Origin of the sequence: Roseovarius tolerans, assembly GCF_900109855.1 — a bacterium.
Classification (GTDB): Bacteria; Pseudomonadota; Alphaproteobacteria; order Rhodobacterales; family Rhodobacteraceae; genus Roseovarius; species Roseovarius tolerans.
The window spans coordinates 193424-216348 of the sequence record NZ_FOBO01000001.1 but is presented as its reverse complement, the minus strand read 5'-3'; the positions used below and the strand labels follow the sequence as shown (position 1 = coordinate 216348).

At 64.1% G+C, this 22925-nt stretch carries 27 protein-coding genes; 12 read left to right on the top strand and 15 right to left on the bottom strand.

All coding sequences use genetic code 11. From position 1 onward, the window contains the following. Positions 1-62 precede the first annotated feature (62 nt). The 7 genes from BMX04_RS01100 to BMX04_RS01070 form a co-directional block, all read right to left on the bottom strand. The gene (locus tag BMX04_RS01100; protein WP_074784465.1) at positions 63-836 is read right to left on the bottom strand and encodes a hydroxypyruvate isomerase family protein; all 774 of its coding nucleotides are present in this window, start codon (positions 834-836) and stop codon (positions 63-65) included. Continuing rightward, positions 836-1480 (bottom strand): 3-oxo-tetronate 4-phosphate decarboxylase, encoded by a 645-nt coding sequence (gene otnC / locus BMX04_RS01095; RefSeq protein ID WP_074784462.1) that lies wholly within the window; start codon positions 1478-1480, stop codon positions 836-838. Before otnC ends, BMX04_RS01100 begins: the two co-directional genes overlap by 1 nt. Continuing rightward, positions 1477-2727: a 3-oxo-tetronate kinase gene (gene otnK / locus BMX04_RS01090; protein ID WP_074784459.1), complete on the bottom strand. Its 1251-nt coding sequence runs from the start codon at positions 2725-2727 to the stop codon at positions 1477-1479. Before otnK ends, otnC begins: the two co-directional genes overlap by 4 nt. After that, entirely contained in the window at positions 2727-3614 is an 888-nt protein-coding gene (gene ltnD / locus BMX04_RS01085) for an L-threonate dehydrogenase (RefSeq protein WP_074784456.1), read from the bottom strand. Before ltnD ends, otnK begins: the two co-directional genes overlap by 1 nt. After that, positions 3611-4897, bottom strand: a complete 1287-nt coding sequence (locus tag BMX04_RS01080; protein WP_074784453.1) for a TRAP transporter large permease — start codon at positions 4895-4897, stop codon at positions 3611-3613. Before BMX04_RS01080 ends, ltnD begins: the two co-directional genes overlap by 4 nt. Then, entirely contained in the window at positions 4894-5394 is a 501-nt protein-coding gene (locus BMX04_RS01075) for a TRAP transporter small permease (RefSeq protein ID WP_074784450.1), read from the bottom strand. The genes BMX04_RS01080 and BMX04_RS01075 overlap by 4 nt, the downstream gene beginning before the upstream one ends. A gap of 68 nt (positions 5395-5462) precedes the next feature. Further along, positions 5463-6431: a TRAP transporter substrate-binding protein gene (locus BMX04_RS01070; protein WP_074784447.1), complete on the bottom strand. Its 969-nt coding sequence runs from the start codon at positions 6429-6431 to the stop codon at positions 5463-5465. A gap of 220 nt (positions 6432-6651) precedes the next feature. Between BMX04_RS01070 and BMX04_RS01065 the strand changes: the two genes are divergently transcribed. Continuing rightward, positions 6652-7677 carry a LacI family DNA-binding transcriptional regulator gene (locus BMX04_RS01065; RefSeq protein ID WP_074784695.1) on the top strand — a complete coding sequence of 342 codons (1026 nt, stop codon included), beginning with the start codon at positions 6652-6654 and terminating at the stop codon, positions 7675-7677. Positions 7678-7680: 3 nt separating this feature from the next. On the opposite strand, the gene BMX04_RS01060 is transcribed toward BMX04_RS01065, so the two are convergent. The 5 genes from BMX04_RS01060 to nusG form a co-directional block, all read right to left on the bottom strand. Next, positions 7681-8421, bottom strand: a complete 741-nt coding sequence (locus BMX04_RS01060) for an SDR family oxidoreductase (protein WP_074784444.1) — start codon at positions 8419-8421, stop codon at positions 7681-7683. Between the two features lie 354 nt (positions 8422-8775). After that, positions 8776-10221, bottom strand: coding sequence for an aldehyde dehydrogenase family protein (locus BMX04_RS01055; RefSeq protein WP_074784441.1), 1446 nt, complete (start codon positions 10219-10221; stop codon positions 8776-8778). A gap of 40 nt (positions 10222-10261) precedes the next feature. Beyond that, positions 10262-11086 (bottom strand): 3-deoxy-8-phosphooctulonate synthase, encoded by an 825-nt coding sequence (gene kdsA, locus BMX04_RS01050; RefSeq protein ID WP_074784438.1) that lies wholly within the window; start codon positions 11084-11086, stop codon positions 10262-10264. Between the two features lie 33 nt (positions 11087-11119). Continuing rightward, on the bottom strand, positions 11120-12094 hold the full coding sequence (locus BMX04_RS01045) for a KpsF/GutQ family sugar-phosphate isomerase (protein ID WP_050661790.1): 975 nt from the start codon (positions 12092-12094) through the stop codon (positions 11120-11122). Positions 12095-12168: 74 nt separating this feature from the next. Continuing rightward, positions 12169-12699, bottom strand: coding sequence for a transcription termination/antitermination protein NusG (gene nusG, locus BMX04_RS01040; RefSeq protein WP_074784693.1), 531 nt, complete (start codon positions 12697-12699; stop codon positions 12169-12171). 374 nt (positions 12700-13073) lie between these two features. Here nusG and BMX04_RS01035 point away from each other — a divergent pair, with 374 nt between their 5' ends. The 8 genes from BMX04_RS01035 (at position 13074) to rfbA (ending at position 18816) form a co-directional block, all read left to right on the top strand. After that, entirely contained in the window at positions 13074-13433 is a 360-nt protein-coding gene (locus tag BMX04_RS01035; RefSeq protein ID WP_074784435.1) for a MarR family EPS-associated transcriptional regulator, read from the top strand. Beyond that, the gene (locus BMX04_RS01030; RefSeq protein WP_074784432.1) at positions 13426-14448 is read left to right on the top strand and encodes an NAD-dependent epimerase/dehydratase family protein; all 1023 of its coding nucleotides are present in this window, start codon (positions 13426-13428) and stop codon (positions 14446-14448) included. Before BMX04_RS01035 ends, BMX04_RS01030 begins: the two co-directional genes overlap by 8 nt. Positions 14449-14499: 51 nt before the next feature. Further along, positions 14500-14685, top strand: a complete 186-nt coding sequence (locus tag BMX04_RS01025; protein WP_074784429.1) for a hypothetical protein — start codon at positions 14500-14502, stop codon at positions 14683-14685. Then, positions 14682-15416 (top strand): metallophosphoesterase, encoded by a 735-nt coding sequence (locus tag BMX04_RS01020; protein ID WP_244888444.1) that lies wholly within the window; start codon positions 14682-14684, stop codon positions 15414-15416. Before BMX04_RS01025 ends, BMX04_RS01020 begins: the two co-directional genes overlap by 4 nt. A gap of 69 nt (positions 15417-15485) precedes the next feature. Next, positions 15486-16046 (top strand): dTDP-4-dehydrorhamnose 3,5-epimerase, encoded by a 561-nt coding sequence (gene rfbC, locus BMX04_RS01015; RefSeq protein ID WP_074784426.1) that lies wholly within the window; start codon positions 15486-15488, stop codon positions 16044-16046. A 3-nt stretch (positions 16047-16049) separates the two neighbouring features. Further along, positions 16050-17093: a dTDP-glucose 4,6-dehydratase gene (gene rfbB, locus BMX04_RS01010; RefSeq protein WP_074784423.1), complete on the top strand. Its 1044-nt coding sequence runs from the start codon at positions 16050-16052 to the stop codon at positions 17091-17093. After that, positions 17090-17947 (top strand): dTDP-4-dehydrorhamnose reductase, encoded by an 858-nt coding sequence (gene rfbD, locus BMX04_RS01005; RefSeq protein WP_074784420.1) that lies wholly within the window; start codon positions 17090-17092, stop codon positions 17945-17947. Before rfbB ends, rfbD begins: the two co-directional genes overlap by 4 nt. After that, positions 17944-18816: a glucose-1-phosphate thymidylyltransferase RfbA gene (gene rfbA / locus BMX04_RS01000; protein ID WP_074784417.1), complete on the top strand. Its 873-nt coding sequence runs from the start codon at positions 17944-17946 to the stop codon at positions 18814-18816. Before rfbD ends, rfbA begins: the two co-directional genes overlap by 4 nt. A 62-nt stretch (positions 18817-18878) precedes the next feature. Here rfbA and rpsI read toward each other — a convergent pair whose 3' ends face one another. Next, complete coding sequence (gene rpsI / locus BMX04_RS00995) at positions 18879-19370, bottom strand: 30S ribosomal protein S9 (protein ID WP_050661798.1); 492 nt, start codon at positions 19368-19370, stop codon at positions 18879-18881. After that, positions 19370-19834, bottom strand: a complete 465-nt coding sequence (gene rplM, locus BMX04_RS00990; protein ID WP_050661799.1) for a 50S ribosomal protein L13 — start codon at positions 19832-19834, stop codon at positions 19370-19372. The genes rpsI and rplM overlap by 1 nt, the downstream gene beginning before the upstream one ends. A 360-nt stretch (positions 19835-20194) precedes the next feature. Here rplM and speD point away from each other — a divergent pair, with 360 nt between their 5' ends. Continuing rightward, complete coding sequence (gene speD, locus BMX04_RS00985) at positions 20195-20734, top strand: adenosylmethionine decarboxylase (RefSeq protein ID WP_074784414.1); 540 nt, start codon at positions 20195-20197, stop codon at positions 20732-20734. After that, positions 20731-21576 (top strand): polyamine aminopropyltransferase, encoded by an 846-nt coding sequence (speE, locus tag BMX04_RS00980; protein ID WP_074784411.1) that lies wholly within the window; start codon positions 20731-20733, stop codon positions 21574-21576. Before speD ends, speE begins: the two co-directional genes overlap by 4 nt. Before the next feature lie 58 nt (positions 21577-21634). Here the strand turns inward: speE and BMX04_RS00975 are convergent, their stop codons facing one another. Continuing rightward, positions 21635-22054 carry a PaaI family thioesterase gene (locus BMX04_RS00975; protein ID WP_050661802.1) on the bottom strand — a complete coding sequence of 140 codons (420 nt, stop codon included), beginning with the start codon at positions 22052-22054 and terminating at the stop codon, positions 21635-21637. Between the two features lie 58 nt (positions 22055-22112). Here BMX04_RS00975 and BMX04_RS00970 point away from each other — a divergent pair, with 58 nt between their 5' ends. Next, positions 22113-22898, top strand: a complete 786-nt coding sequence (locus tag BMX04_RS00970) for an enoyl-CoA hydratase (RefSeq protein WP_074784408.1) — start codon at positions 22113-22115, stop codon at positions 22896-22898. Positions 22899-22925: the final 27 nt, after the last annotated feature.

The following is a 22925-nucleotide window of genomic DNA, read 5'->3' as shown; positions in this document are numbered from 1 at the left end:
CTCATAGTGCATGACCCGAGGCGTCGCAAGGTGTCGCAGCGGCATGGCAGGACGCGGACAGATCAAAGCCCGCGAAAGTGATCAAGCCAGCCGAGCGACGCCTCGGTCCCCTCGGGTCCGGGACGGTATTCGGCGCCTATCGGGCGATCCCAACCCAAATCGGCCATGCGCGCGAGCAACCAGCGGTAATCCAACTCACCCCGGTCTGGCGCACCGCGATCCGGCACGCCCGCGATCTGCACATGACCAATAAGTGGTAACAGCGCCTCGAACCGACTGGCCAGATCGCCCTCCATGATTTGCAGGTGATAACAGTCGAACATCAGCGCCAGGTTGGGGCGATCGAGCGCGGCAATCACCTCGGTGGCATGGGCGGAGTGCGACAGGTGATAGCCCGGCACGTCGCGCTGATTGATCGGCTCGATCAGGATTTCGATGCCATGCGGCGCGGCCAGGTCGCAGGCATGGGCGAGATTGGCGCGAAACGCGGCCTCGGCCGCCGTCCCGCCGTCGCTGCGCCCGGCCATGACATGCACAGCCCCCGCGCCGATGGCCTGCGCATACTCCACCGCCTGCGCGATCACGCTACGCGCCTCCGCCTCGCGCCCAGGCACAGCGGCCAGCCCGAAATCACCCGCCTCCCGGTTGCCCGGCCAGGTGTTGAGCCCCAGCATCGGAAGCCCGGTGACGTCGAGCGCCGCGCGCACCGCGCCCGGATCGCTGTCATAGGGGAAGTGGCATTCCACCGCGTCGAACCCCGCCGCATGGGCGGCATGGATCGCATCGGGCAAGGGTCGGTCGGTAAACAGAAATCCGAGATTGGCGGAAAAGCGCATCAGTCCCAATCCACCTCGAACTTGCGCACCACCTGGCCGATCTGATCCGCATCGAGCGGTTGCGCGCCGGTCCCGCGCAGGAGAAGTGCCAATTTCGCGGTCTCTTCCAGTTCCTCCATGGCGAAGACCGCCGCCTCCAGATCCTTTGAGGCCACCACGGGGCCGTGATTGGCCAGGAGCACCGCCGCGCGCCGCCCGGCAAGGCCACGGATCGCCTCGGCCATGCCCGCATCGCCGGGCACGAAGAACGGCAGGAGCGCCACCTTGCCGACCCGCATCACCGCATAAGCGGTGAGCGGCGGCACGGCGTTCTCGGGGTCGGTTTCGGGCAGGATCGAGAGGGCGACGGAATGGGTGGAATGCAGATGCACCACCGCGCCCGCGCTGCGCCGGGTCTCGTAAAACGCGGAATGCAGGGGCATTTCTTTGGTCGGCGCATCGCCCGAGATGTGCCGCCCCGTCGCATCAAACCGGCTGAGGCGGGCCGGGTCGAGCCGCCCCATGCTGACGCCGGTGGGGGTGACCAGAAGCCCGCCATCGCCGGTCCGCACCGAGATATTGCCCGAGGCACCGCCGGTCAGGCCACGGTCAAAGAGGGATTTCGCCCAGGAGCAGATATCCTCACGCAGTTCGCTGTCGCTCATTGCGGGGCCTCCATCATGCGGGCGGCGTCAGTGAAGAACTCCGGCCCGCCGAAATTGCCGGATTTGAGCGCGACAACAAGGGCGTCGCCCGCGCGCATCATCGGCACGCCGGGGGCGATCTCGGGGCCGATCTCGAGTTGGGCGAGGCGCAAACCCTCGACCACCGCACCCGATGTCTCGCCACCCGCGCTGATGAGGCGGGTCACGCCGCGCGCGACGAGGGTGCGTGCGAGCGTGGCGAAGAGCGCCTCGATCCGGGTCGCGACCTCTGTCGTGCCGAAGCGGTTCTGTGCGCGCCGAACGGCATCGGGATCGGCAGACGAGTAGAGCAGCGGAATGCCGTCCTGCGCCATCGCCCAATCGGCCAGCGCCTCGGCGTCGATCTCTCCGGCCATGAGCGCGGCTGCCTCGATCTCTTGCGCCGGGTGGCGGGCGGCGTGGCGGGCAACCTGATCGCGCGTGACCGCAGAGCAGGAACCCGACAGCGCCACCACCGGCCCCGCCTGCCCGCGCCACGTGGCGGCACTGCCCGAGAGCAGACCGCGCGCGCGGAAATTGCCGGGCAAGCCCATGGCTATGCCCGAGCCGCCGGTAATCAGCGGCAGATCCGCCGCCCCCTGCCCGAGGGTGACGAGATCGGCGTCGGTTATGGCATCAGCGACGATCAGGCGATGGCCCTTGGCGTGTTCCGTGTCGAGCGCCGCGCGGGCGGCTTCTGCCCCCTGCCCCACCACGCCTGCCGCGACATGGCCGACGCTGCCGCGCACCTGATGGCCCAGCCAGCGGCGAATGTCGGGGTCGGTCATTGGGGTGAGCGGGTGATGCTGCATCCCGCTCTCATTGAGCAGGCGGTCCTGCACGAAAAGATGCCCCTGATAGACCGAGCGGCCGGTGGCCGGAAAGGCGGGGCAGACGATCACGCGGGTGGCATCGAGGGCGTCGGCCAGCGCCTCGGCCACAGGGCCGATATTGCCCTCGCGGGTGGAATCGAAGGTGGAGCAGTATTTGAAGAGGTACTGCGTGCAGCCCTGCGCGCGCAGCCAGTCGAGTGCCGCACGCGATTGCGCCACCGCCTCGGCCACCGGGAGGGAGCGGGATTTGAGCGCGACGATCCCAGCCTCGACATGGCTGTCGGCGGGGCGATCAGGCACGCCCACATATTGCACCGCGCGCATGCCTGCCTTGGCCAGCGTGTTGCCGAGATCGCCGGAGCCGGTGAAATCGTCGCCGATACAGCCCAGGAGCATCACCCGTCCCCCGGCAGCTTCACGCCCGCGCGGGCGGCGATGTGTTTGGTGATGGCGGCGTCATCCTCGGCCCCGAGACCGGCGGCGGCCTCGCGGTATTGCGTCAATGCCGCCTCGGTCACCGGCAGGGGCAGGTTTGCTACCCCGGCAATGGCGGTTACGATGCCCAGATCCTTGGGCCAGATCGTGATCGCCGAGCGCGGGGTGTAATCGGCCTCGATCACATGCGGCGCGCGGTTCTCGAACATCCATGAGTTGCCTGCGGAAACGCAGATGATGTCGAGCACGCGCGCGAGATTGAGCCCCTGCGAGGCGGCGAAGCTGAGCGCCTCGCCCATGGCGGCGATATGCACGCCCGCGAGCAACTGGTTGACCGCCTTCATCGCCGAGCCTGCGCCTGCGCTATCGCCCAGGCGGTGGACGGTTTCTGCCATGGCGTCGAGCACCGGGGCGGCGCCGTCGAACGCCTCTACGCTGCCCGAGGCCATGATCGACAGGCGGCCTTCGGCGGACTTGGCGGCGCCGCCGGAAATCGGCGCGTCGAGATAGTGGAGACCGGCGCGGGTTGCCTCACCCTCCATCTCGCGGGCGAAATCGGGCGGGACGGTGGCGCAGCCGAGGATCGTGCCGCCGGGGGCCAGATGACGCGCCCATCCCTCGGGGCCAAAGAGCGCCGCGCGCATCTGATCGGCGTTGAGCACGACGCAGACGAGGATCTCCGCTGCGGGGCTATCGGGCGTGAGCGCCTGCCCCCCGGCCGCCGTCAATGCGGCCACGCGCAACGGGTCGGGGTCGAACCCGTACACCTCAAGGCCTGCGCGCAGCGCCGAGTGCGCCATGCCCAGCCCCATCGAGCCAAGCCCCGCGAAATGGACGATCCGCGTCATCGTGTGCCTCCCAGTATCAGGTCGACCGGCCAGAGCGTGATCGCCGGCACATAGGTGATGATCATCAGCGCGCCGAAAACGGTCAGCACGAACCACGCCAGCTGCGGGATGATCCGCTCCACCGGCAGGTCGGCCACGGCGCAGGCGGCAAAGAGGTTGACGCCGAGCGGTGGGGTGATCATGCCGAGCGCGAGATTGACCACGATCACCAGCCCGAAATGCACCGGATCGACACCGTAGCTGATGGCGATGGGCGTGAGGATCGGGGCCAGAACGAGGATCGCCGCCGAGGTCTCGATGAACATGCCGATCACCAGCAGCATCAGGTTGACCACCAGAAGAAAGGCGATGCGGCTCTCGAACACGTCCTTGAACCAGGCGGCGATCTCATTCGGCAGGCCCGAGCGGGTGATGAGGAAGGAAAACAGCGCCGCCGCAGAGATGATCAGCATGATCGCCGAGGTGGCGAGCACGGTTTTCTTGAGGATCTGCGGCAGGTCGGCGAAACGCAATTCGCGGTAGAAGGCCATGCCGACGATCACCGCTGCCGCGACGGCTGCGGCACTTGCCTCGGTCGGGGTGAAGATGCCGGAATAGATGCCGCCCAGGATCACGAAGGGCACGATCAGAGCGGGCAGCGCGGATTTGAGCGCGGGGCCGAGACGGGGCCGGTTGCGCCCGTCCTCGAGCCCGATGCCGCGCACCCGGCACAGGATCAGCACCAGCGCCATCAGCGCACCCGCGACCAGCACCCCCGGCCCTATTCCAGCAATGAAGAGCTGCCCGATGGAGGTGTCGGTGGACACGCCATAAAGGATGAGCGGGATCGAGGGCGGGATTAGCACGCCCAACTCGGCGGAGCTTGCCTGCACCGAGGCGGCGAGCGGTTTGGGATAGCCATGCATGACCATCGCCGGAATGAGGATCGCGCCGATGGCGAAGGTGGTGGCGACCGAGGAGCCCGAAACGGACGCGAACATCATACAGGTCAGCACGCAGGAGGCCGCAAGCCCGCCCTGAATGCCGCCGACTATGGATTTGGCCAGTTCCACCAACCGGTGAGATATCCCGCCCGCCGACATCAGGTTGCCCGCGAGGATGAAGAGCGGGATCGCCATTAGGGGAAAGCTGTCGATCCCGGTGAACATGCGTTGCGCCACGAGGAGCAGCGGCAGGCGGCCATGCGCCTCAATCCCGAGGACCGAGGCGAGACCGATGGCCACCGCAATCGGCACGCCCGCCAGAAAGAAGATCGCAAGCGACAGGGCAAGGGCGAGGTTCATGCGTCCGTCTCCACCGGCTGCAACCCGCCGAACCGGATCGCGCGCAGCGCGCAGCCGAGGACGGCGATGAAGATGAAGACCGACCCCACGGGCAGCGCGGCGTAGACCCAGGCGATGGAAATCTCAAGGGCTGCGAGTTTCTGGCCCATGACCCGCTCGGTCATCGACCAGCCCTGCCAGAACAGGATTGCGAAGAAGGTGAGGGTCAGGCCGCAGGCGACGAGGTAGAGCAGGAAGCCGAGGCGCGGTGACAGGATGCGTTGCACGATCTCGACGGCGATCATCGTGCCCTCGCGAAACGCCGGGGCGACGCCGAGGAAGACCGACCAGATCATCGCCGAACGGGTGATCACCTCGGACCATGTGGAGGGGTGGCCGAAGACGAAGCGCGTGGTGACCTGATAAAGCGCGAGCGCGGTCGCGATCAGCAGAAAGCCGATGGCGAGCCGCAGGGCGATGCCGGTGGCGATCGCCTCGAACCGGAGAAAGAGTGTCATCGCCGCCCTCTCGAAAGAAAACGGGCCGACGCGCAGGACCCGCGCCGACCCTTACCGTGACAGGGAGGTTATTCGACGGCCTTGATGCGGTCCACCATCTCACTGCCATACTGGTCGGTGTAGACCGAGTAGGAGCTTTCGGCGGCAAGCTTGGCGAAGGGGGCCTTGTCGATATCGGTGATCACCTCCATGCCGTTCTCGCGCAGCATTTCGACGCCCGCCTGTTCCAGCCGATTGACCTCGGCGCGAGTGGCGGCGGCGGACGCTTTGGCAGCCTCCATGAACCAGCCCTGTTGTTCCTCGGTCAGCCCGTCAAACAGGATCGGCGAGGCCAGCACCACGGCGGGCGAATAGACATGGCCGGTGAGCGAGACGTATTTCTGCACCTCCCAGAATTTCGACGCGGTGATCACGGTCACCGGGTTTTCCTGCCCGTCGACCACGCCCTGTTGCAGCGCGCCGAAGAGTTCCGGAAAGGCCATCGGTGTGGGGGCGGCGCCCATGCCCTCGAAGGCGGCCATATGCACGCGGTTCTCCATCGTCCGCAGCTTCAGCCCGTCGAGATCCTCGGGCGTGCGCACCGGGCGCTGCGAGTTGGTCACGTGGCGAAAGCCGTTCTCGGACCAGGCGAGGCCGACAAGGTTGTTCTTGCCGATCTCGTCGAGCAATTCCTGCCCGATCTCGCCATCGAGCGTGGTGCGTGCGTGATCATAATCACGAAAGAGGAACGGAAGGTCGAGCGCATAGACCTGCGGCACGAAGTTGCCCAAGGGGCCGGTGGAGGTGATGACCACGTCGAGCGAACCGATCTGAAGCCCCTCGATCATGTCACGTTCGCCGCCCAACTGGCCCGCGGGAGCCTGCTCGCCGGTGAAGCTGCCGCCCGAAAGCTCGGTCAGCGTGTCGATGAAGGCCTGCGCGCCGACGCCGTAATGCGATTGCGGTGACAGCGAATGGCCGATGACGATGTTTTCCTGCGCCTGACCTGCAGTGGCGAGCGAAAGCGCGGCAAGCGCGCCGAATGCGTAATGTTTCATGAAACTCCTCCTGTTATCGGCCCTGCGGGTCGATGCCCCGGGCCCATGTCCTCGCCCTCTCCCTTGACGCAAACGGCGGGCGAACGCCTGTTCAGTCGCGTCTGGAGAGATGGATACAGCTTATGATAGCGCTGTCAATACGGTCACGGAAAAACTGAAATTGTAACGCGGGACTCAGATTTGGAATGACAGCGATAGCATAATGCCGCATTTTTCCGGGATGGACGACGACCGCCAAGACACCCAGACCCGCCGCCCCACCCTGTCGCAGGTGGCCCGCGCCGCCGGGGTGAGCGAAATCACCGCAAGCCGCGCGCTGCGCCGCGACGGCCCGGTTGCAAGCGACACGCGCGAGCGGGTGGAGCGCGCCGCCATCGCGCTCAACTACGTGCCCAACCGGCTCGCGGGAACGCTGGCCGGGGCCGCGTCACGGCAGGTGGGGGTGATACTTCCGTCGCTGTCGAACATCGTCTTTGCCGATGTGCTCAAGGGACTGGAGGACCGGTTGGAAGGCGATGGCTATCATCCGATCCTGGGCATTTCCAACTATGACCCGCTGCGCGAAGAGCGGCTCTTGCGCGACCTCATGTCGTGGCGGCCCGCCGGTCTGGTGATCGCCCCCGCGCGCAAGACCGATGTCACGCGCGGCCTGCTGACGGCCGCCGATCTGCCGGTGGTCGAGATCATGGATGTCGATGCCGAAAGCGCCGACATGGCGGTGGGGATTTCGCATCGCGGGGCGGGGCGGGCGATGGCGCATTATCTGGCCGGGCGCGGCTATCGGCGCTTTGCCTATCTCGGCCATGGGATCGAGACGGATTTTCGCGCCACGCAGCGGCTCGACGGGTTTCGCGACGGGCTGAGCGAGGTGGGCGTGACGCTTGGCGATGTGCTGTGCCTGCCCGGCCCCTCGACGGTGCCCTTGGGGCGCGAGGGGCTGGCGCGGCTGCTGGCCGAGGCCAAGACCCCGCCCGAGGCGGTGTTCTTTTCCAACGACGACATGGCCGTGGGCGGCGCGTTTCACTGCCAGGCGGCGGGGATCGCGGTGCCCGAGGATTTGGCGCTTGCCGGGTTCAACGGGCTGAGCATCGGGCAGGCGCTTCCCAAGCCGCTGACCACAATCGCCTCGCAGCGCGAACATATCGGGTTTGTCGCCGCGACCCACCTGCTCGACCGGCTGGCCGGGGGCAATCCGCCGCGCGTGACCAATGTCGATTTCCGGCTGATCCCCGGGGCGACCGCCTGAGGCTCAGATGCAGCGCCCGCCATCGACCTCCATGCAGACGCCGGTGACCATGCTGGCCTCATCCGAGCAGAGGTAGAGCGCGGCATTGGCCAGATCCTGCGGGGTGGAGAACCGCCCGAGCGGAATCGTAGACAAGAATTTCTCGCGCATCTCGTGGGTGTCCTCGCCCAGAAAGCTCTTGAGCAGCGGCGTGTCGCCCGCCACCGGGTTGAGCGCGTTGACGCGGATGCCCATGGGCGCCAGTTCGACGGCCATGGTGCGGGTCGCGGTGATCATCCAGCCCTTGGAGGCGTTGTACCAGTTGAGGCGCGGGCGCGGCGAGACCCCGGCGGTCGAGGCGATGTTGAGGATCGCCCCCTGCCCGCGTGCCTTCATCTGCGGCACGAGCGCGCGCGCGATGAGATAAACCGATTTGCAGTTGATCGCAAAGACCCGGTCGAAATCCGCCTCGGTCACATCCTCGAGAAAGCTGGGCATGTGGGTCACACCGGCGTTGTTGACGAGGATGTCCACATGCCCCATGCGCGCCTGCGCCTCGGCGATCATCGCATCGACCTGCGCGCCGTCCGAGACATCGCAGGTATGGGCGATGCCGCCATGCGCTGCGGCCACACGCGCGGCGGCCTCGGCGTTGATATCGACGACAAACACCTGCGCGCCTTCCTCCAGAAACCGCCGGGCAATGCCTTCGCCAAAGCCTGAGCCCGCGCCCGTCACGATCGCCGTCTTACCAGTGAGCCGCATGTGATGTCCTTTCCGCCTTGATCAGTCTGGGGCCAAGTGACACGAGAGCGCAGGATTTGGGAAGTGGTTTTTCGGGTAGAAATGGCCTGATGCTATCATTGCCGTGAGGCGCGCATCGATGGGCTGTGGTGCGGCGATCCGGCGCTTGTTTGTCAGACATTTATCTCTGCCACGTAAGCAAACACCCAAGCGATGCGCAGGTTGTCGCAAAATCGCCGTGCCGTCGGGGCGGAGTCATCCAGAAGCATGCCTCTGGCTTACCGATGCGCGGCAGCCTTCGGCCGTCTATCTCGCGGGTGCTTCAATCCGAAGTCCGATTCAGGCCATCACTCCCTCATCCTCACGGATACTTCCTCATCCGTGATGCGCTGCGACAGTCTTGAGCGTCGAAAATCCATAGAGCGCCTCAAACCCCTTTTCGCGGCCATGGCCGGATTTTCCGGTCCCTCCAAAGGGCAATTCAACCCCGCCGCCGGCCCCATAATTGTTGAGAAAGACCTGCCCTGCCCGCACCTTGCGTGCGAGCCGCATCTGGCGCGCGCCGTCACGTGTCCAGACGCTGGCGACAAGACCGTACTCGGTGCCGTTTGCAATTGCTATCGCCTCGTCCTCGGTGTCGAACGGGATCATCACCTGCACCGGACCAAAGATTTCCTCTTGGGCGAGCGGATGGTCGGGCGCGACCGGACCAAAAAGCATGGCGGGCACGTAATGCCCACCCCCGGGCAGATCGGCCCCCGGCTCGGCCTGAGCGATCACGGGCAAATCACCCGCACGGTCGAGATAGGCTTGAACACGGGCCTTTTGCGTGGCGTTGATCAGCGGGCCGATACCCGGATCCTCCATCGCCGGACCGATCCGCTTGGCCCCGTAGGCGGCGGCCATGCGCGCCGCAACCTCGTCGAACACGGCGCGTTGCACGAGGATACGCGAGGACGCCGAACAGGTTTGGCCTGCGTTCTGCAACCCGGCATTGACCAGAAACGGCAGGGCCGCGTCAAGATCGGCGTCGGCAAAGACTATTTGCGGGGATTTGCCGCCCAGTTCCAGCGTCACCGGCACCACATTGGCCCCCGCCGCAATCTGCACCGCAGAGCCCGTGGCGACCGAGCCGGTGAAGCTCAGATGCTGAATGCCGGGATGCGCCGAGAGCGCCGCCCCCGCCTCGCTCCCCAATCCCGTTACGATGTTGAGCGCGCCCGCCGGAAATCCCGCCTGCTGCGCAAGATGCGCAAAGAGCAGCGCCGTGAGACTGGCATCCTCGGCCGGTTTCAGAACGCAGGCATTGCCCATGGCCAGCGCCGCCCCGACCGAACGCCCGATGATCTGCATCGGGTAATTCCAGGGCACGATATGTCCGGTCACACCATGCGGCTCGCGCAGGGTGTAGACGGTATAGCCATCGAGATAGGGAATGGTGGTGCCATGCACCTTATCCGCCGCCCCGCCGTAGAATTCACAATAGCGCGCAAGAGCGCGGGCATCGGCGCGCGCCTGCGCCAGCGGCTTGCCAACGTCCCGCGCCTCGACCTCGGCCAACAGGTCTTCGTGCTCTTCTACAAGCCTGCCAAGCCGGGCGAGACAGCGCCCTCGCTCCGCTGCCGTAAACCGGCCCCAGTCGCCCAAAAGGGCATCCTGTGCGGCTATGACGGCGGCGTCGATATCAGCCGCCTGCCCGCGCGCGATACGAGCGATCTCTTCGCCCGTGGAAGGGTCCTCGACCAGCAGGGTCTCAGGCGTGGCGCGCCATGTGCCCCCGATCAGGATTTGCGCAGGGTCAAGCGGTAGGGAAAACGACATCGGTCTCTCCTTGTCTGCAACGTCGGCACAGGCTCCGGGTTCAGCTCGCCTTGATCAGCCGGTCGACTTGCACCAGGCGCTCCAGCAGTGCAGGCATCGCGTCAAGCGGCACCATGTTGGGCCCGTCCGAGGGGGCGTTGTCGGGGTCGTCATGGGTCTCGATGAAAAGCCCGGCACACCCTACGGCAAGCGCCGCACGCGCGAGCGGCGCCACGAATTGGCGCTGCCCGTCCGACGAGCCACCCTTGCCCCCCGGCAATTGCACCGAGTGAGTTGCGTCGAAGATCACCGGATAGCCCGTATCAGCCATGATCGGCAGCGCGCGCATATCCGAGACCAGCATGTTATAGCCAAAGCTGGCACCGCGCTCGCAGAGCATGATGTTCTCATTCCCGGTCGAAGCGACCTTGGCCGCGACATTGGCCATGTCCCAAGGGGCGAGGAACTGCCCCTTCTTGACGTTGATCACGCGTCCGGTCGCCCCGGCGGCAAGAAGCAGATCCGTCTGACGGCTCAGAAAGGCAGGAATTTGCAGCACGTCGCAGACCTCGGCGGCGGGGGCGCAATGACCGGCCTCATGCACATCCGTAAGCACCGGGCAGCCAAACTCGTCCCGGATCGCGGCGAGGTATTCGAGGCCCTTTTCCATGCCGAGCCCCCGCTGACCGCCAAGCGACGAGCGATTGGCCTTGTCATAGCTAGCCTTGAACACGAACGGAATATCCAGCCGCGCACAGGTCTCAGCAAGGCTCCCCGCGATCTTGCGGGCATGCTCCAGGCTCTCCATCTGGCAGGGACCCGAGATGAGGGCGAAAGGGCGGTCGTTGGCGATATCGAGCGCCCCGATTGAAACAGTCTTGGTCATGGTCTTGGCGATCCTCTTTTGGTCGGCGGGGACTCAGACAACCCCGGCACGCAGACAGTCGTGAATGTGAACCAGCCCACAGAGCCGCCCGCCCTCGTCGACGACAAACAGTGCGCCGATTTTATGGCGATTCATCAGCCCGAGTGTCTCGGACAAGAGCATGTCGGGCGTGGCAAATCGAGGGCTGGATGTGGCCACCTGTCCTGCGGTGCAGCCCATCAAACCGTCGAGATTACGGCGCAGGTCACCATCGGTGATCGCCCCGCGCAGGGCACCACCCTCGACCACGGCGGCGATGCCAAAGCCCTTGGCACTCATCTCGATCAGCGTTTCACCCATTGAAGTATCAGGGGCGACCACCGGCAGCGCATCGCCGCTATGCATGACATCGCTAACCCGCAGGAACTGCGCGCCCAGCTTGCCGCCGGGATGAAAGACGTGAAACGCATCCGCCGCGAACCCCCGCTCCTCCATCAGCGCCACGGCAAGCGCATCGCCCAATGCCAATGCGCAGGTGGTCGAGGTGGTGGGGGCCATGCCGATGGCGCAGGCCTCGGGCATGTCGGGCAGGATCAGCGCGACATCGGCCTGCCGCGCCAGCGTGCTGTCACTGACCCGCGTGATCGCGATCATCGGAATGTCGAACCGCCGGGTATACTGGATCAGGTCCGACAACTCGCGGGTCTCGCCGGAATTGGACAAAAGCAGACAGACGTCACCCCCCGTAACCATTCCCAAATCGCCATGGCTTGCCTCGCCGGGATGCAGGAAAAGCGCGGGCGCGCCGGTCGAGGCCAGCGTAGCGGCGATCTTGCGCGCGATGTGCCCCGATTTCCCCATACCCGAAACGATGACCCGGCCTTGCGCACCCAACATCAGTGTAACGGCGCGAGCAAAGCCTTCGGGCGGGCAATCGGCCATGGCGGCGAGCGCTTCAGCCTCGGCGCGAAGAACCCGGCTTGCGGTGCCGCGAATGGCGCCTTTGTCCGTGAGAGGGGATGCTGTCATGGTCTGTCCTTGCGCCAAGCCTGTTGCGCAGGGGCTTACCCCTCCAAGCCGCGCGCGTCCAGAGGGCGCGGTGGTCAGATTGCGCGGGCAATACGGGCTGGATCTATCGCGACGCGCGCCTTACTGCCCAGAAGATCGAGTAACACATGCACGCGACTTTCTGCATCGACATGCTCGATGGTGGTGACAAAATCCGCAAAGGGGCCGCTGGTAATGCGGATGCGCTCCCCACGGGCGAAATCCTGATCCGGCTGCAACAAACCTTCAGCGTCGCACCGCTCCATCAACCCTGCGACAACGCTGGCGGGCACCTGTGCCGGCACCCCGCCGGCAAAGCCGATGAGCTGCGCCACGCCCGGGGTGGAGCGCAACTTGTGCCACTGACCTGCGACCTGCCCCGCGCTGACGAACACATAGCCCTTGAAGACAGGCATAGGTTCCTGTTGCAATCGTCCTCGCCGCCTCCGGTCGCTCACATGCAACGGCATGAACACATCAAAGCCCATACCCCGAAGATTTCGGCAGGCGATATGGTTCTGACCCGGTTTGCATAGCACCAGATGCCAAGGGGCAGCGATGAACTGATCGGAGCGGAGCGAGAGCATGATCAATCAAAATCCTGTTTTGTTCAGAAATGAACGAAAATCACCGGCCATGCAACCTCTTGTTGCAAACTTATGTGACGCAACGACTAAAACACGCGCTCCGCCGGCTGACTTTTGCTACCCTGGCTCGCGCCAAGACCCTGTTCTTGCCGACCGGCTGGCTACGTGACAGCGGTAGTGTGCCCGCCGAGGGCGGTCCATCTTTCACATCGCCGAGAACTGCGGTATGCGTATTGTAATAATGGCGCTTGCTATTGAAAAATTGAACTGTTTCAACACCTTCACGCACTCGTCCGATTCGAGTAGCGGTGCGGATGCGGTGCCTCCGAGGCGAATTGCATGATCATCGGGCACCGGACTGAGTGGGCAGCCGCATGAGCAAACCGGCCGAAGAAGATGTCCATTTTCGGGTGCTCCGCATTCTCGAACAGAACCCGGACATCAGCCAACGAGAGCTCGCCGCGCAGCTTGGTATCGCCTTGGGGCGAACCAACTACGTGTTGAAAGCGCTGATGGAAAAAGGGCTGGTGAAAATCGGCAATTTCTCTGCCGCGCAAGACAAGCGACGATACGCTTACATTTTGACGCCGAAGGGCGTTTCCCGCAAAGCGGCGATTACCAAGCGGTTTTTGGCGCGGAAGCTCTCCGAATACGAGACGCTCAAGGCCGAGATCGAAAGCCTGCGGGATGAACTTCACGAAACATCAAATGTCGAGGGGCCGCACCATGAATGATTCTGTCCGCGCCAGGAAGATCGTCGTAACAGGCAGCGCCGGATTTGTCGGGTTTCACCTTGCAAAGGCGCTTTTGGACGAAGGTTTCGCGGTGCACGGGTATGATGGGATGACCCCCTATTACGATCCGCAACTCAAAATCGCGCGCCATGCCATCCTGCGAGCGTATCCTCAGTTCTGCGCAACCGAAGCGATGCTAGAAGATGCCGACAGTTTGACCGCTGCGATTGCGAATTTTGATCCCGATGTCATCGTCCATCTCGCAGCACAGGCCGGGGTACGCTACAGCCTTGAAGAACCGCGCGCCTATGTCGAGACGAACATCGTCGGGACGTTCAATGTCTTGGAATGCGCGCGCGCCAACAAGGTCGATCATCTTCTGATGGCATCGACCTCCTCGGTCTATGGCGCGAACACACAGATGCCGTTTACGGAAACGGACAAGGCCGACACCCCCCTGACGATCTATGCCGCGACCAAGAAAGCGACCGAGGCGATGGGCCATGCCTATGCGCATCTGCACAGCCTGCCGACAACGATGTTCCGCTTTTTCACGGTCTACGGCCCCTGGGGACGGCCTGACATGGCGTATTTCAAGTTCACCCGCGCGATCCTCGCCGGAGAGCCGATCGACATCTACAACAATGGCGACATGTGGCGCGATTTCACCTATGTGGGCGATCTGGTGCGCGGTATCCGGCTGCTGATGGACGCGGTGCCGGGAGGGCCGGAAACGGCCGTCGATGGCGACAGCCTGAGCTCTGCGGCCCCGTTTCGCGTGGTCAACATCGGCAATTCCGACAAGGTAAGGCTGCTGGATTTCATCGCCGCGCTCGAAGCGGCCCTGGACCGCAAAGCCGTGCGCAACATGATGCCCATGCAGACCGGCGACATGCAGGCGACATGGGCCGACGCCTCACTTCTCCGCGCTCTTACAGGATACCAGCCAGCCACCGAACTGCACGATGGCGTGGCCAGATTTGTCGAGTGGTACCGCGGATACCATGCGTCCTAGATCCTCAACGCTCAGCCTTATGAAGCCAGCCACTCAAAGGAACTGCTCAAGATGATCAAGGTGATTTCCGTGTTCGGAACGCGCCCCGAGGCCATCAAGATGGCACCGGTGGTGACGGCCCTGGCGGCCGGCCCGGATATCGAGGCGCAGGTCGTCGTTACCGCGCAGCATCGAGAAGTGCTGCACCCGCTGACATATATCCATCCCGATAATTGCGACACAACAAAGACCAGATGAAGTTTCTGAAATCCCTGTTCTCAACTCCGCGCGAGATGCATTGCGAGTTTGGCCGACCGGCTCCCTTGAGTCCGCTTGCGGCGATCGGCGATATTCACGGCCGCGCCGACCTGCTGGAACAGCTGCTGGCGCGGCTCGAGCCCGACCTGCAGGTGATCTGCGTCGGCGACTACGTCGATCGCGGCGACCATTCAGCCGACGTTTTGCGCATTCTGCATGCGAATCCCGACATCATCTGCCTCAAGGGCAACCACGAGGAAATGCTGCTGAACTTCATCCAACAGCCGGAAACATATGGCCGACGCTGGTTCCGCAATGGCGGGCTTCAGACCATGGCCAGTTTCGGCATCGCCGGACTGACCCAAACCAGCTCCGATGACCGGCTTCGCACCGTGCGCGATGCCCTCGTCAAGGCGATGGGCGATCCGCTCATAGACTGGCTCGATGGGCTGCAATCGGGCTGGCGCGTGGGCAATCTCGCGGTGGTGCATGCCGGGGCCGACCCAGCCCTGCCGCTTGAGGCTCAGCCCGGCCATGTGCTGCGTTGGGGGCATCCCGATTTCATGACCACACCACGCAGCGACGGGGTCTGGGTCATTCATGGCCACACCATCGTCTCGAACCCCGTCATGGATCAAGGCCGCGTCGCCATAGATACCGGGGCCTACGCTTCCGGACGGCTGACCGCAGCCGTCGTCACCGATGGCGATATCCACTTCGAAACCACCTGAACCCTTTCTCGTGACAAGTCGGGCGAGCCTTGCTAAGTCAAAGCCGGAACGTGAAAAGGAGAGCGCTGCGTGCAGGTTCTGCCAACCGAATTACCAGGTGTCCTGATCATCGAACCGGACCGGTTCGGCGATGCGAGGGGCTTCTTTTCCGAAAGCTGGAATCGACGTCGCATGGCCGGGCATGGCATTGAGATCGACTTCGTGCAGGACAACCATTCCCTGTCCATGGAACCCGGCACACTGCGCGGGCTGCATTTTCAGACCCCGCCACACGCACAGGCCAAGCTGGTGCGCTGCGGACGCGGCGCATTGATGGACGTGGTGGCCGATATTCGCCACGGCAGCCCCACCTACGGGCGCTGGCTCGGCGTCGATCTGAGCTTTGAGAACGGCCGTCAACTGCTTGTTCCAGAAGGTTTTTTGCATGGCTTCGTCACGCGGCAGCCCGAGACCGAGATCATCTACAAATGCTCTGATTACTACGCGCCCGATTGCGATGCAGCGGTGCGCTTTGACGATCCGGATCTGGCGATCGACTGGGGCCTCGACGGCCCGCCCATCTTGTCGGACAAGGACGCCGCCGCCCCGCGCCTGCGCGACCTGCCCGCCTATTTCACCTGGGAGGGCTAGGATATGCGGCTTCTGGTGACCGGTGGCTGCGGCTTTATCGGATCGGCGGTGGTGCGCCTTGCCGTGGCGCGGGGACACCACGTGACCAATCTCGACGCCTTGACCTATGCGGGCCGCCCCGAAAACGTAGCCGACGTGGCTGAAAACCCGCTTTACCGCTTTGTCCGCGCCGATATCCGAGACCGCGCAGCGCTCGACCGGATCATCGAGGAGACAGCACCCGACGCGGTCATGCACCTTGCCGCCGAGAGCCATGTCGACCGCTCCATCGACGGGCCGGGCGATTTCATCGACACCAACATCACCGGCACCTACAACCTGCTCGAGTCCGCGCGCGCTCATTGGCAACGTACCGGCCGTCCCGAGAGTTTCCGCTTTCACCATATTTCCACCGATGAGGTCTATGGCAGTCTAGGCCCCACCGGCCTTTTCACCGAGGACACCCCCTACGATCCACGCAGCCCCTATTCGGCCTCCAAGGCGGCCTCGGACCATCTCGTGCGCGCCTGGCATCACACCTACGGCCTGCCGGTGGTGCTGACCAACTGCTCCAACAACTACGGCCCCTATCACTTCCCTGAAAAGCTGATCCCGAAGGTGATCCTCAACGCCCTGCATGATCAGCCGATCCCGGTCTACGGGCGTGGCGAGAACGTCCGCGACTGGCTCTATGTCGAAGACCACGCCGACGCGCTGCTCCTCGCGGTAGCCAAGGGCCAGTCCGGCCGCAGCTACAATGTCGGCGGCCATAACGAGCGGCGCAATATCGACCTCGTCCATACGATCTGCGATCTCATGGACGAGATGCAGCCCCGCGCCGCAGGTCCCTACCGCGACCTCGTCGACTTCGTCACCGACCGGCCCGGCCATGATGCCCGCTACGCCATCGACCCCGACCGGATCACCCGCGAACTGGGCTGGCAGCCTTCGGTCACGGTCGAGGCCGGTCTGCGCCGCACGGTTCGGTGGTATCTCGACAATCGTGACTGGTGGCAGCCGCTCTTGAGCCTCGACGGGGTCGGCAGCCGGGTGGGCACCCGCGCATGAGCCTTCTGGTCTTTGGTCAAACCGGGCAGGTCGCCACCGAGATCGCCCGCCGCGCACCACATGCACTCTGCCTCGGGCGCGACAAGGCTGATCTTGCCCATCCTGACGCCTATGCCTTCGCCATTGAACGTCACGCGCCGCGCGCGGTGATCAACGCCGCTGCCTACACCGCCGTGGACCGCGCCGAGGACGAAGAACCGCAGGCCACCCGCATCAACGCGGACGCCCCCGCCGCCATGGCCCGCGCCTGCGCCACGCTTGGCATCCCGCTGATCCATATCTCGACAGATTACGTGTTTGACGGCAGTGGCAATGCCCCGCGCGCCGTAAAGGCCCCCACCGCACCGCTCAACGCCTATGGTCGCAGCAAACTCGCGGGCGAAGCGGCCATTCGCGCCACCGGCGCCGCGCATGCCATCCTGCGCACCTCGTGGGTGTTTTCCGCGCATGGTAGCAATTTCCTCAAGACCATGCTGCGCGTCTCCGATACACGCGACGCGCTTTCCATCGTCAATGACCAGATCGGCGGGCCGACCCCGGCAGGCGATATAGCCGAGGCTTGCCTGACCGTTGCCAACCGCCTCACCGCTGACCCGACCCTCACCGGCACTTACCATTTCTCGGGCGCACCCGATGTGTCCTGGCAGGGTTTCGCCGAAGCGATCTTTGCCGCCGCAGGGCGCCATGTGACCGTCACCGGCATTCCGACAGCGGACTATCCCACCCCCGCCCCGCGCCCGCTCAACTCCCGGCTCGATTGTCGCACGACCGAGACTGCATTCGGTCTCACCCGTCCTGACTGGCGCGCCGCCCTTCCCGATATTCTCAACGAGATTGGAGTGACCCCGACATGAGCGACCGCAAAGGCATCATCCTAGCAGGCGGCTCCGGCACGCGGCTCTACCCGATCACCATGGGCCTGTCGAAACAGCTTTTGCCGATTTACGACAAACCGATGGTCTATTACCCGCTGTCAGTGCTGATGCTGGCGGGGATCCGCGATATCGCGCTGATCACCACACCGCAGGATCAGGAGCAGTTCCGCGCCGCGCTCGGTGACGGCAGCCAGTGGGGTATTTCACTCACCTATGTCACCCAACCCAGCCCTGACGGGCTGGCGCAGGCCTACACGCTGGCCGAAGACTTCCTCGACGGCGCACCCTCGGCGATGGTGCTGGGCGACAATATCTTCTTCGGCCACGGGCTGCCGCAGCTTCTGGCCGGTGCCGATGCCCGGCGCGACGGCGGCACGGTCTTCGGCTATCACGTCTCCGACCCCGAACGCTACGGCGTGGTCGGTTTCGACGCCGATGGCCGCGCCCGAGAGATCATCGAGAAACCGGTCAATCCACCGTCGCGCTACGCCGTGACCGGGCTCTATTTCCTCGACCGCGACGCGCCCCGCCTCGCGCGCGAGGTGCGCCCCTCCCCGCGCGGCGAGTTGGAGATCACATCGCTTCTGGAAATCTATCTCAAGGCCAACAAGCTACAGGTCGAGACCATGGGGCGCGGCTATGCGTGGCTCGACACAGGCACCCATGGCAGCCTGCTCGACGCGGGCAATTTCGTGCGCACCCTGCAGGCCCGCCAGGGCCTACAAACCGGCTGCCTCGACGAGATCGCCTTTGAAAACGGCTGGATCGATGCCGAGACCATCGCCGAACGCGCCGATCAGTTCGGCAAGAACGACTATGGCCAGTATCTGCGCACATTGCTCGACTGACCCGCCCCAACGAAAAAGGGCCACCCGCCGGGGTGGCCCTTTGATATCGGTATGAAACCGGATCAGCGCTTGGAGAACTGGAAGCTCTTGCGCGCCTTGGCACGGCCGTATTTCTTGCGCTCCACCACGCGGCTGTCGCGGGTCAGGAAACCGGCGGCCTTGAGCGCACCGCGCAGGGACGGATCATAAAGCTGCAGTGCCTTGGACACGCCGTGCTTGACTGCACCCGCCTGCCCCGAGAGACCACCGCCCTTTACGGTCGCCATCACGTCGAACTGGTCCTCGGTGCCCGAAACTGTGAACGGCTGCTTGAGGATCATCTGAAGCACGGGGCGCGCGAAATACTCGTTGATCGGCTTGCCATTGACGACAACCTTGCCCGAGCCGGGCTTGATCCAGACACGGGCAACCGCATCCTTGCGCTTACCTGTCGCATAGGAACGGCCAAGCGAGTCGCGGACGGGCTCGCGCGGGTCTTCCATCGCCTCGGGGGTGACGCTCACGTCACCTGCGACAGCTTCCAGACCTTCGAGGGATTTGATTTCTTCAGCCATCAGTAAGCCACCCGCGTATTCTTGGAGTTCATGGATTTGACGTCCAGCACCTCGGGGCTCTGGGCCTCGTGGGGATGCTCGCCACCAGCATAGACGCGCAGATTGGTCATCAGCGTGCGGCTCAGGCGGTTGCCCGGCAGCATGCGTTTGACGGCCTGCATCACGACGCGCTCGGGGTATTTGCCCTCGAGAATCTCGCCGGTGGTACGGCTCTTGATGCCGCCCGGGTGGCCGGTGTGCCAGTAGTTCGGCTTGTTGCGCTTGTTGCCGGTAAGCTGCACCTTGTCGGCATTGATGACGATCACGTTGTCACCAGTGTCCATATGGGGCGTAAAGCTCGCCTTGTGCTTACCGCGCAGGCGCATTGCGATGATCGAGGCGAGACGGCCCAGAACAACGCCCTCGGCGTCGATCAGGATCCATTTCTTGTCGATATCTGCAGGCGTTGCAGAGAATGTTTTCATGTCAGGCAAAACCTTGTGCTTGATCTTTGGTCTTGATGCCGACGGGCCGGTTGTGGCACCGCCGATGCGATGGACGGGTTATAGTCAGTGGCGCGCCCGGGTCAACACATCCAAGCCCAAATAAATTATGTAATTTCAATGCCTTATAAATTAGGTATTATTTTACCCCATATAACGTGGAGCCATCCGTGACATTTCCGCCGAAAATCCCTGCCGCGCCGCAGAAACACCTTGCGCGACTCAAGCCACACCCCTACTTGCCGACTCACTTGATCGGGACCGATCCCAACTTCGGATGTCTTTCTGGGGGGGCGCTAAGGGACCGACTGGATTCAATCTACTGGAACGAAGGGGAGCGCCATGAAAGACGCCAACCTCTTCCAACTGGGGATCGGTCTGGAGACAGGCGCCCAAGAGGAAGACACCGCACGCGGCTTCACCGCCGCGAATACCGATACCGTTTTGCCCTGTGACATGCTGGCCAGAGACGTTCTGGATGAGGATCGCGACGATCACTTCATCCGGCGCGATGGCGCTGTGTTCGCGGGCACCCATCTGATCATCGAGGTGGTCAACGGCCACGGGCTTGATGACGAAGCCCGCATTCAGCAGGCATTCCGCGATTGTGTGGAGACCTGTGGTGCCACGCTCCTGCACATCCACACGCACAAGTTCTCGCCCCAAGGCGTGTCCGGTGTGGCTGTTCTGGCCGAAAGCCATATCTCGGTGCACACGTGGCCCGAGATCGGCTATGGCGCGTTCGATGTGTTCATGTGCGGCGATGCCCGTCCATGGCTGGCCGTGGACGTGCTGAAATCCGCCTTTGGCACCGCCGATGTCCGCGTCAAGGAGCTTCTGCGCGGCGAGGATGTCGTGACCGAGGCCGGGATCGCGGCATGAGCGACTGGATCCGCGAGAGCCTGCATCCCGACTACGCGCAATCGCTGCGCGTGGACGAGATGCTCTATGACAGCAAGACCGATCATCAGCGGCTGAAGGTATTCCAGAACGGCACGTTCGGCCGGGTGCTGACGCTTGATGATGTGGTACAGACCACCGAGGGCGACAATTTCATCTATCACGAGATGCTGACCCATGTGCCGATCCTTGCGCATGGGGCTGCAAAACGGGTGCTGATCATCGGCGGCGGCGATGGCGGCATGGCCCGCGAAGTGCTGCGCCACGAGACGGTCGAGCATGTAACCATGGTCGAAATCGACGCCGGCGTGGTGGATTTCTCGAAAGAGTATCTGCCAATGCTCAGCGCGGGCGCCTTTGACGACTCGCGCCTTGATCTGGTCATCGCCGACGGGGCCGAGTTCATCCGCCACACGGAAGGCGGCTATGACGTCATAATCGTCGATTCGACCGATCCCATCGGCCCCGGCGAGGTGCTCTTTTCCGACACGTTCTACGGCCATGCCAAGCGCGCCCTGACCGAGGACGGCATCCTGGTCACGCAAAACGGCGTGCCCTTCCTGCAAGGCCAGGAGCTGCACAATACCATGCGCGCCTTCACCGCGCTCTTTGTCGATGCCACCTGCTATTTGGCCACCATTCCCACCTATGCGGGCGGCCCGATGGCCTTTGGCTGGGGTACCGACGGCCCGGCGCGCAACACGCCGCTCGAGGTTTTGCAAGGCCGATTCGATGCCACCGGCATCACGCCGGGATACTACACGCCGCAGGTCCATCAGGCGGCCTTCGCCCTGCCCGGCTACGTCGCCAAACTCCTACCCTGAGTTTCATCTTGCCGCAAATACTCTCGGGGGGTCTGGGGGGCAGACAGCCCCCCGGCGCTCAGGCAGGCGGGATCGAATAGGTCAGGCTCGCCCGCGCCACCGGCTGTTTCATGCCCTCGGAAAACACCAGCACCTCGCCCACGGCCAGCACGCGCCCCAGCTTCAAGAGCCGGCATTCCGCGATCAGGTCGGTCCGCGCCGCCGGTTTGCGCATGAAATCAATGCTGCAATTGGTGGTCACCGCCAGCCCCTGCGGCCCGATCATCGCCAGCACGGCCAGATAGACCGACACATCCGCCAACGAGAATATCGACGGGCCCGACACCGTGCCGCCGGGCCGCAAATGCCGCTCGCCCACCAAAAGCCGCGTGCGGATGCGCATCTCGCCCAACTCCTCGATGGCGAACTCGCCCATGACCTGCGGAAATTCCCGTTCGAGAAACTCCATCAATTCATCGGCACTCATCTTAAGGCTCATGCTTCCCTCCCTGCCCTCTTCCGTGCCAGAATGGCCATAACGTAAAAGGGGTTACAAGATGGCAATTCTCGACCGCACAGACGACGGCGCGATCGCGCGCCTCACACTGAACTCGCCCGGCAATCTCAACGCGCTGTCAGACGCGATGCTGGCCGCGCTCAAATCCGAATTCGTGCGCCTTAGCGAAGATCGCGACATTCGGGTGGTCACGCTGTCGGGCACCGGCAAGGCATTCTGCGCAGGCCATGACCTCAAGGAAATGCAGGCCGCGCGGCAATCCGAGGATAATGGCCGTGCCTATTTCGCCGATCTCTTTTCGCGCTGCACAGAGGTGATGACCGCGATCCGCGACCTGCCGCAGCCGGTGATCGCCGCCCCGCACGGCATCGCCACCGCCGCCGGGTGCCAGCTTGTCGCCTCCTGTGACATGGCCGTCGCCGCCCACGGCACCCGCTTTGGCGTCAACGGCGTCAATATAGGCCTCTTCTGCTCCACCCCCATGGTGGCGCTCAGCCGCAATATCCCCCGCAAGCAGGCCTTCGAGATGCTGACCACCGGGCAATTCATCGAGACCGACCGCGCGGAGGAGCTGGGCCTGATCAACCGCGCCGTGCCGATGGAGGATCTGGAGGCCGAGACCATGGCCCTCGCCGAAACCGTCGCGGCCAAGCTCGGCTCCGCCGTGCGCATCGGTAAACGCGCCTTCTACGAGCAGCTGGAACTCGGGATCGACGCCGCCTACGCTCATACCGGCGCGGTGATGGTCGAGAACATGCTTGACCGTGACACCGACGAGGGCATCAACGCCTTTCTCGCCAAGCGCCCGCCGGACTGGCAGCAGTGACACCCCTTTCCAAACCCCGCGCAATCG

Excerpts from the sequence above, each read along its gene's own strand:
- BMX04_RS01100 (WP_074784465.1), bottom strand. The coding sequence starts at position 836 with ATGCGCTTTTCCGCCAATCTCGGATTTCTGTTTACCGACCGACCCTTG.
- otnC (WP_074784462.1), bottom strand. The coding sequence starts at position 1,480 with ATGAGCGACAGCGAACTGCGTGAGGATATCTGCTCCTGGGCGAAATCC.
- otnK (WP_074784459.1), bottom strand. The coding sequence starts at position 2,727 with ATGCTCCTGGGCTGTATCGGCGACGATTTCACCGGCTCCGGCGATCTC.
- ltnD (WP_074784456.1), bottom strand. The coding sequence starts at position 3,614 with ATGACGCGGATCGTCCATTTCGCGGGGCTTGGCTCGATGGGGCTGGGC.
- BMX04_RS01080 (WP_074784453.1), bottom strand. The coding sequence starts at position 4,897 with ATGAACCTCGCCCTTGCCCTGTCGCTTGCGATCTTCTTTCTGGCGGGC.
- BMX04_RS01075 (WP_074784450.1), bottom strand. The coding sequence starts at position 5,394 with ATGACACTCTTTCTCCGGTTCGAGGCGATCGCCACCGGCATCGCCCTG.
- BMX04_RS01070 (WP_074784447.1), bottom strand. The coding sequence starts at position 6,431 with ATGAAACATTACGCATTCGGCGCGCTTGCCGCGCTTTCGCTCGCCACT.
- BMX04_RS01065 (WP_074784695.1), top strand. The coding sequence starts at position 6,652 with ATGGACGACGACCGCCAAGACACCCAGACCCGCCGCCCCACCCTGTCG.
- BMX04_RS01060 (WP_074784444.1), bottom strand. The coding sequence starts at position 8,421 with ATGCGGCTCACTGGTAAGACGGCGATCGTGACGGGCGCGGGCTCAGGC.
- BMX04_RS01055 (WP_074784441.1), bottom strand. The coding sequence starts at position 10,221 with ATGTCGTTTTCCCTACCGCTTGACCCTGCGCAAATCCTGATCGGGGGC.
- kdsA (WP_074784438.1), bottom strand. The coding sequence starts at position 11,086 with ATGACCAAGACTGTTTCAATCGGGGCGCTCGATATCGCCAACGACCGC.
- BMX04_RS01045 (WP_050661790.1), bottom strand. The coding sequence starts at position 12,094 with ATGACAGCATCCCCTCTCACGGACAAAGGCGCCATTCGCGGCACCGCA.
- nusG (WP_074784693.1), bottom strand. The coding sequence starts at position 12,699 with ATGCTCTCGCTCCGCTCCGATCAGTTCATCGCTGCCCCTTGGCATCTG.
- BMX04_RS01035 (WP_074784435.1), top strand. The coding sequence starts at position 13,074 with ATGAGCAAACCGGCCGAAGAAGATGTCCATTTTCGGGTGCTCCGCATT.
- BMX04_RS01030 (WP_074784432.1), top strand. The coding sequence starts at position 13,426 with ATGAATGATTCTGTCCGCGCCAGGAAGATCGTCGTAACAGGCAGCGCC.
- BMX04_RS01025 (WP_074784429.1), top strand. The coding sequence starts at position 14,500 with ATGATCAAGGTGATTTCCGTGTTCGGAACGCGCCCCGAGGCCATCAAG.
- BMX04_RS01020 (WP_244888444.1), top strand. The coding sequence starts at position 14,682 with ATGAAGTTTCTGAAATCCCTGTTCTCAACTCCGCGCGAGATGCATTGC.
- rfbB (WP_074784423.1), top strand. The coding sequence starts at position 16,050 with ATGCGGCTTCTGGTGACCGGTGGCTGCGGCTTTATCGGATCGGCGGTG.
- rfbD (WP_074784420.1), top strand. The coding sequence starts at position 17,090 with ATGAGCCTTCTGGTCTTTGGTCAAACCGGGCAGGTCGCCACCGAGATC.
- rfbA (WP_074784417.1), top strand. The coding sequence starts at position 17,944 with ATGAGCGACCGCAAAGGCATCATCCTAGCAGGCGGCTCCGGCACGCGG.
- rpsI (WP_050661798.1), bottom strand. The coding sequence starts at position 19,370 with ATGGCTGAAGAAATCAAATCCCTCGAAGGTCTGGAAGCTGTCGCAGGT.
- rplM (WP_050661799.1), bottom strand. The coding sequence starts at position 19,834 with ATGAAAACATTCTCTGCAACGCCTGCAGATATCGACAAGAAATGGATC.
- speD (WP_074784414.1), top strand. The coding sequence starts at position 20,195 with ATGAAAGACGCCAACCTCTTCCAACTGGGGATCGGTCTGGAGACAGGC.
- speE (WP_074784411.1), top strand. The coding sequence starts at position 20,731 with ATGAGCGACTGGATCCGCGAGAGCCTGCATCCCGACTACGCGCAATCG.
- BMX04_RS00975 (WP_050661802.1), bottom strand. The coding sequence starts at position 22,054 with ATGAGCCTTAAGATGAGTGCCGATGAATTGATGGAGTTTCTCGAACGG.
- BMX04_RS00970 (WP_074784408.1), top strand. The coding sequence starts at position 22,113 with ATGGCAATTCTCGACCGCACAGACGACGGCGCGATCGCGCGCCTCACA.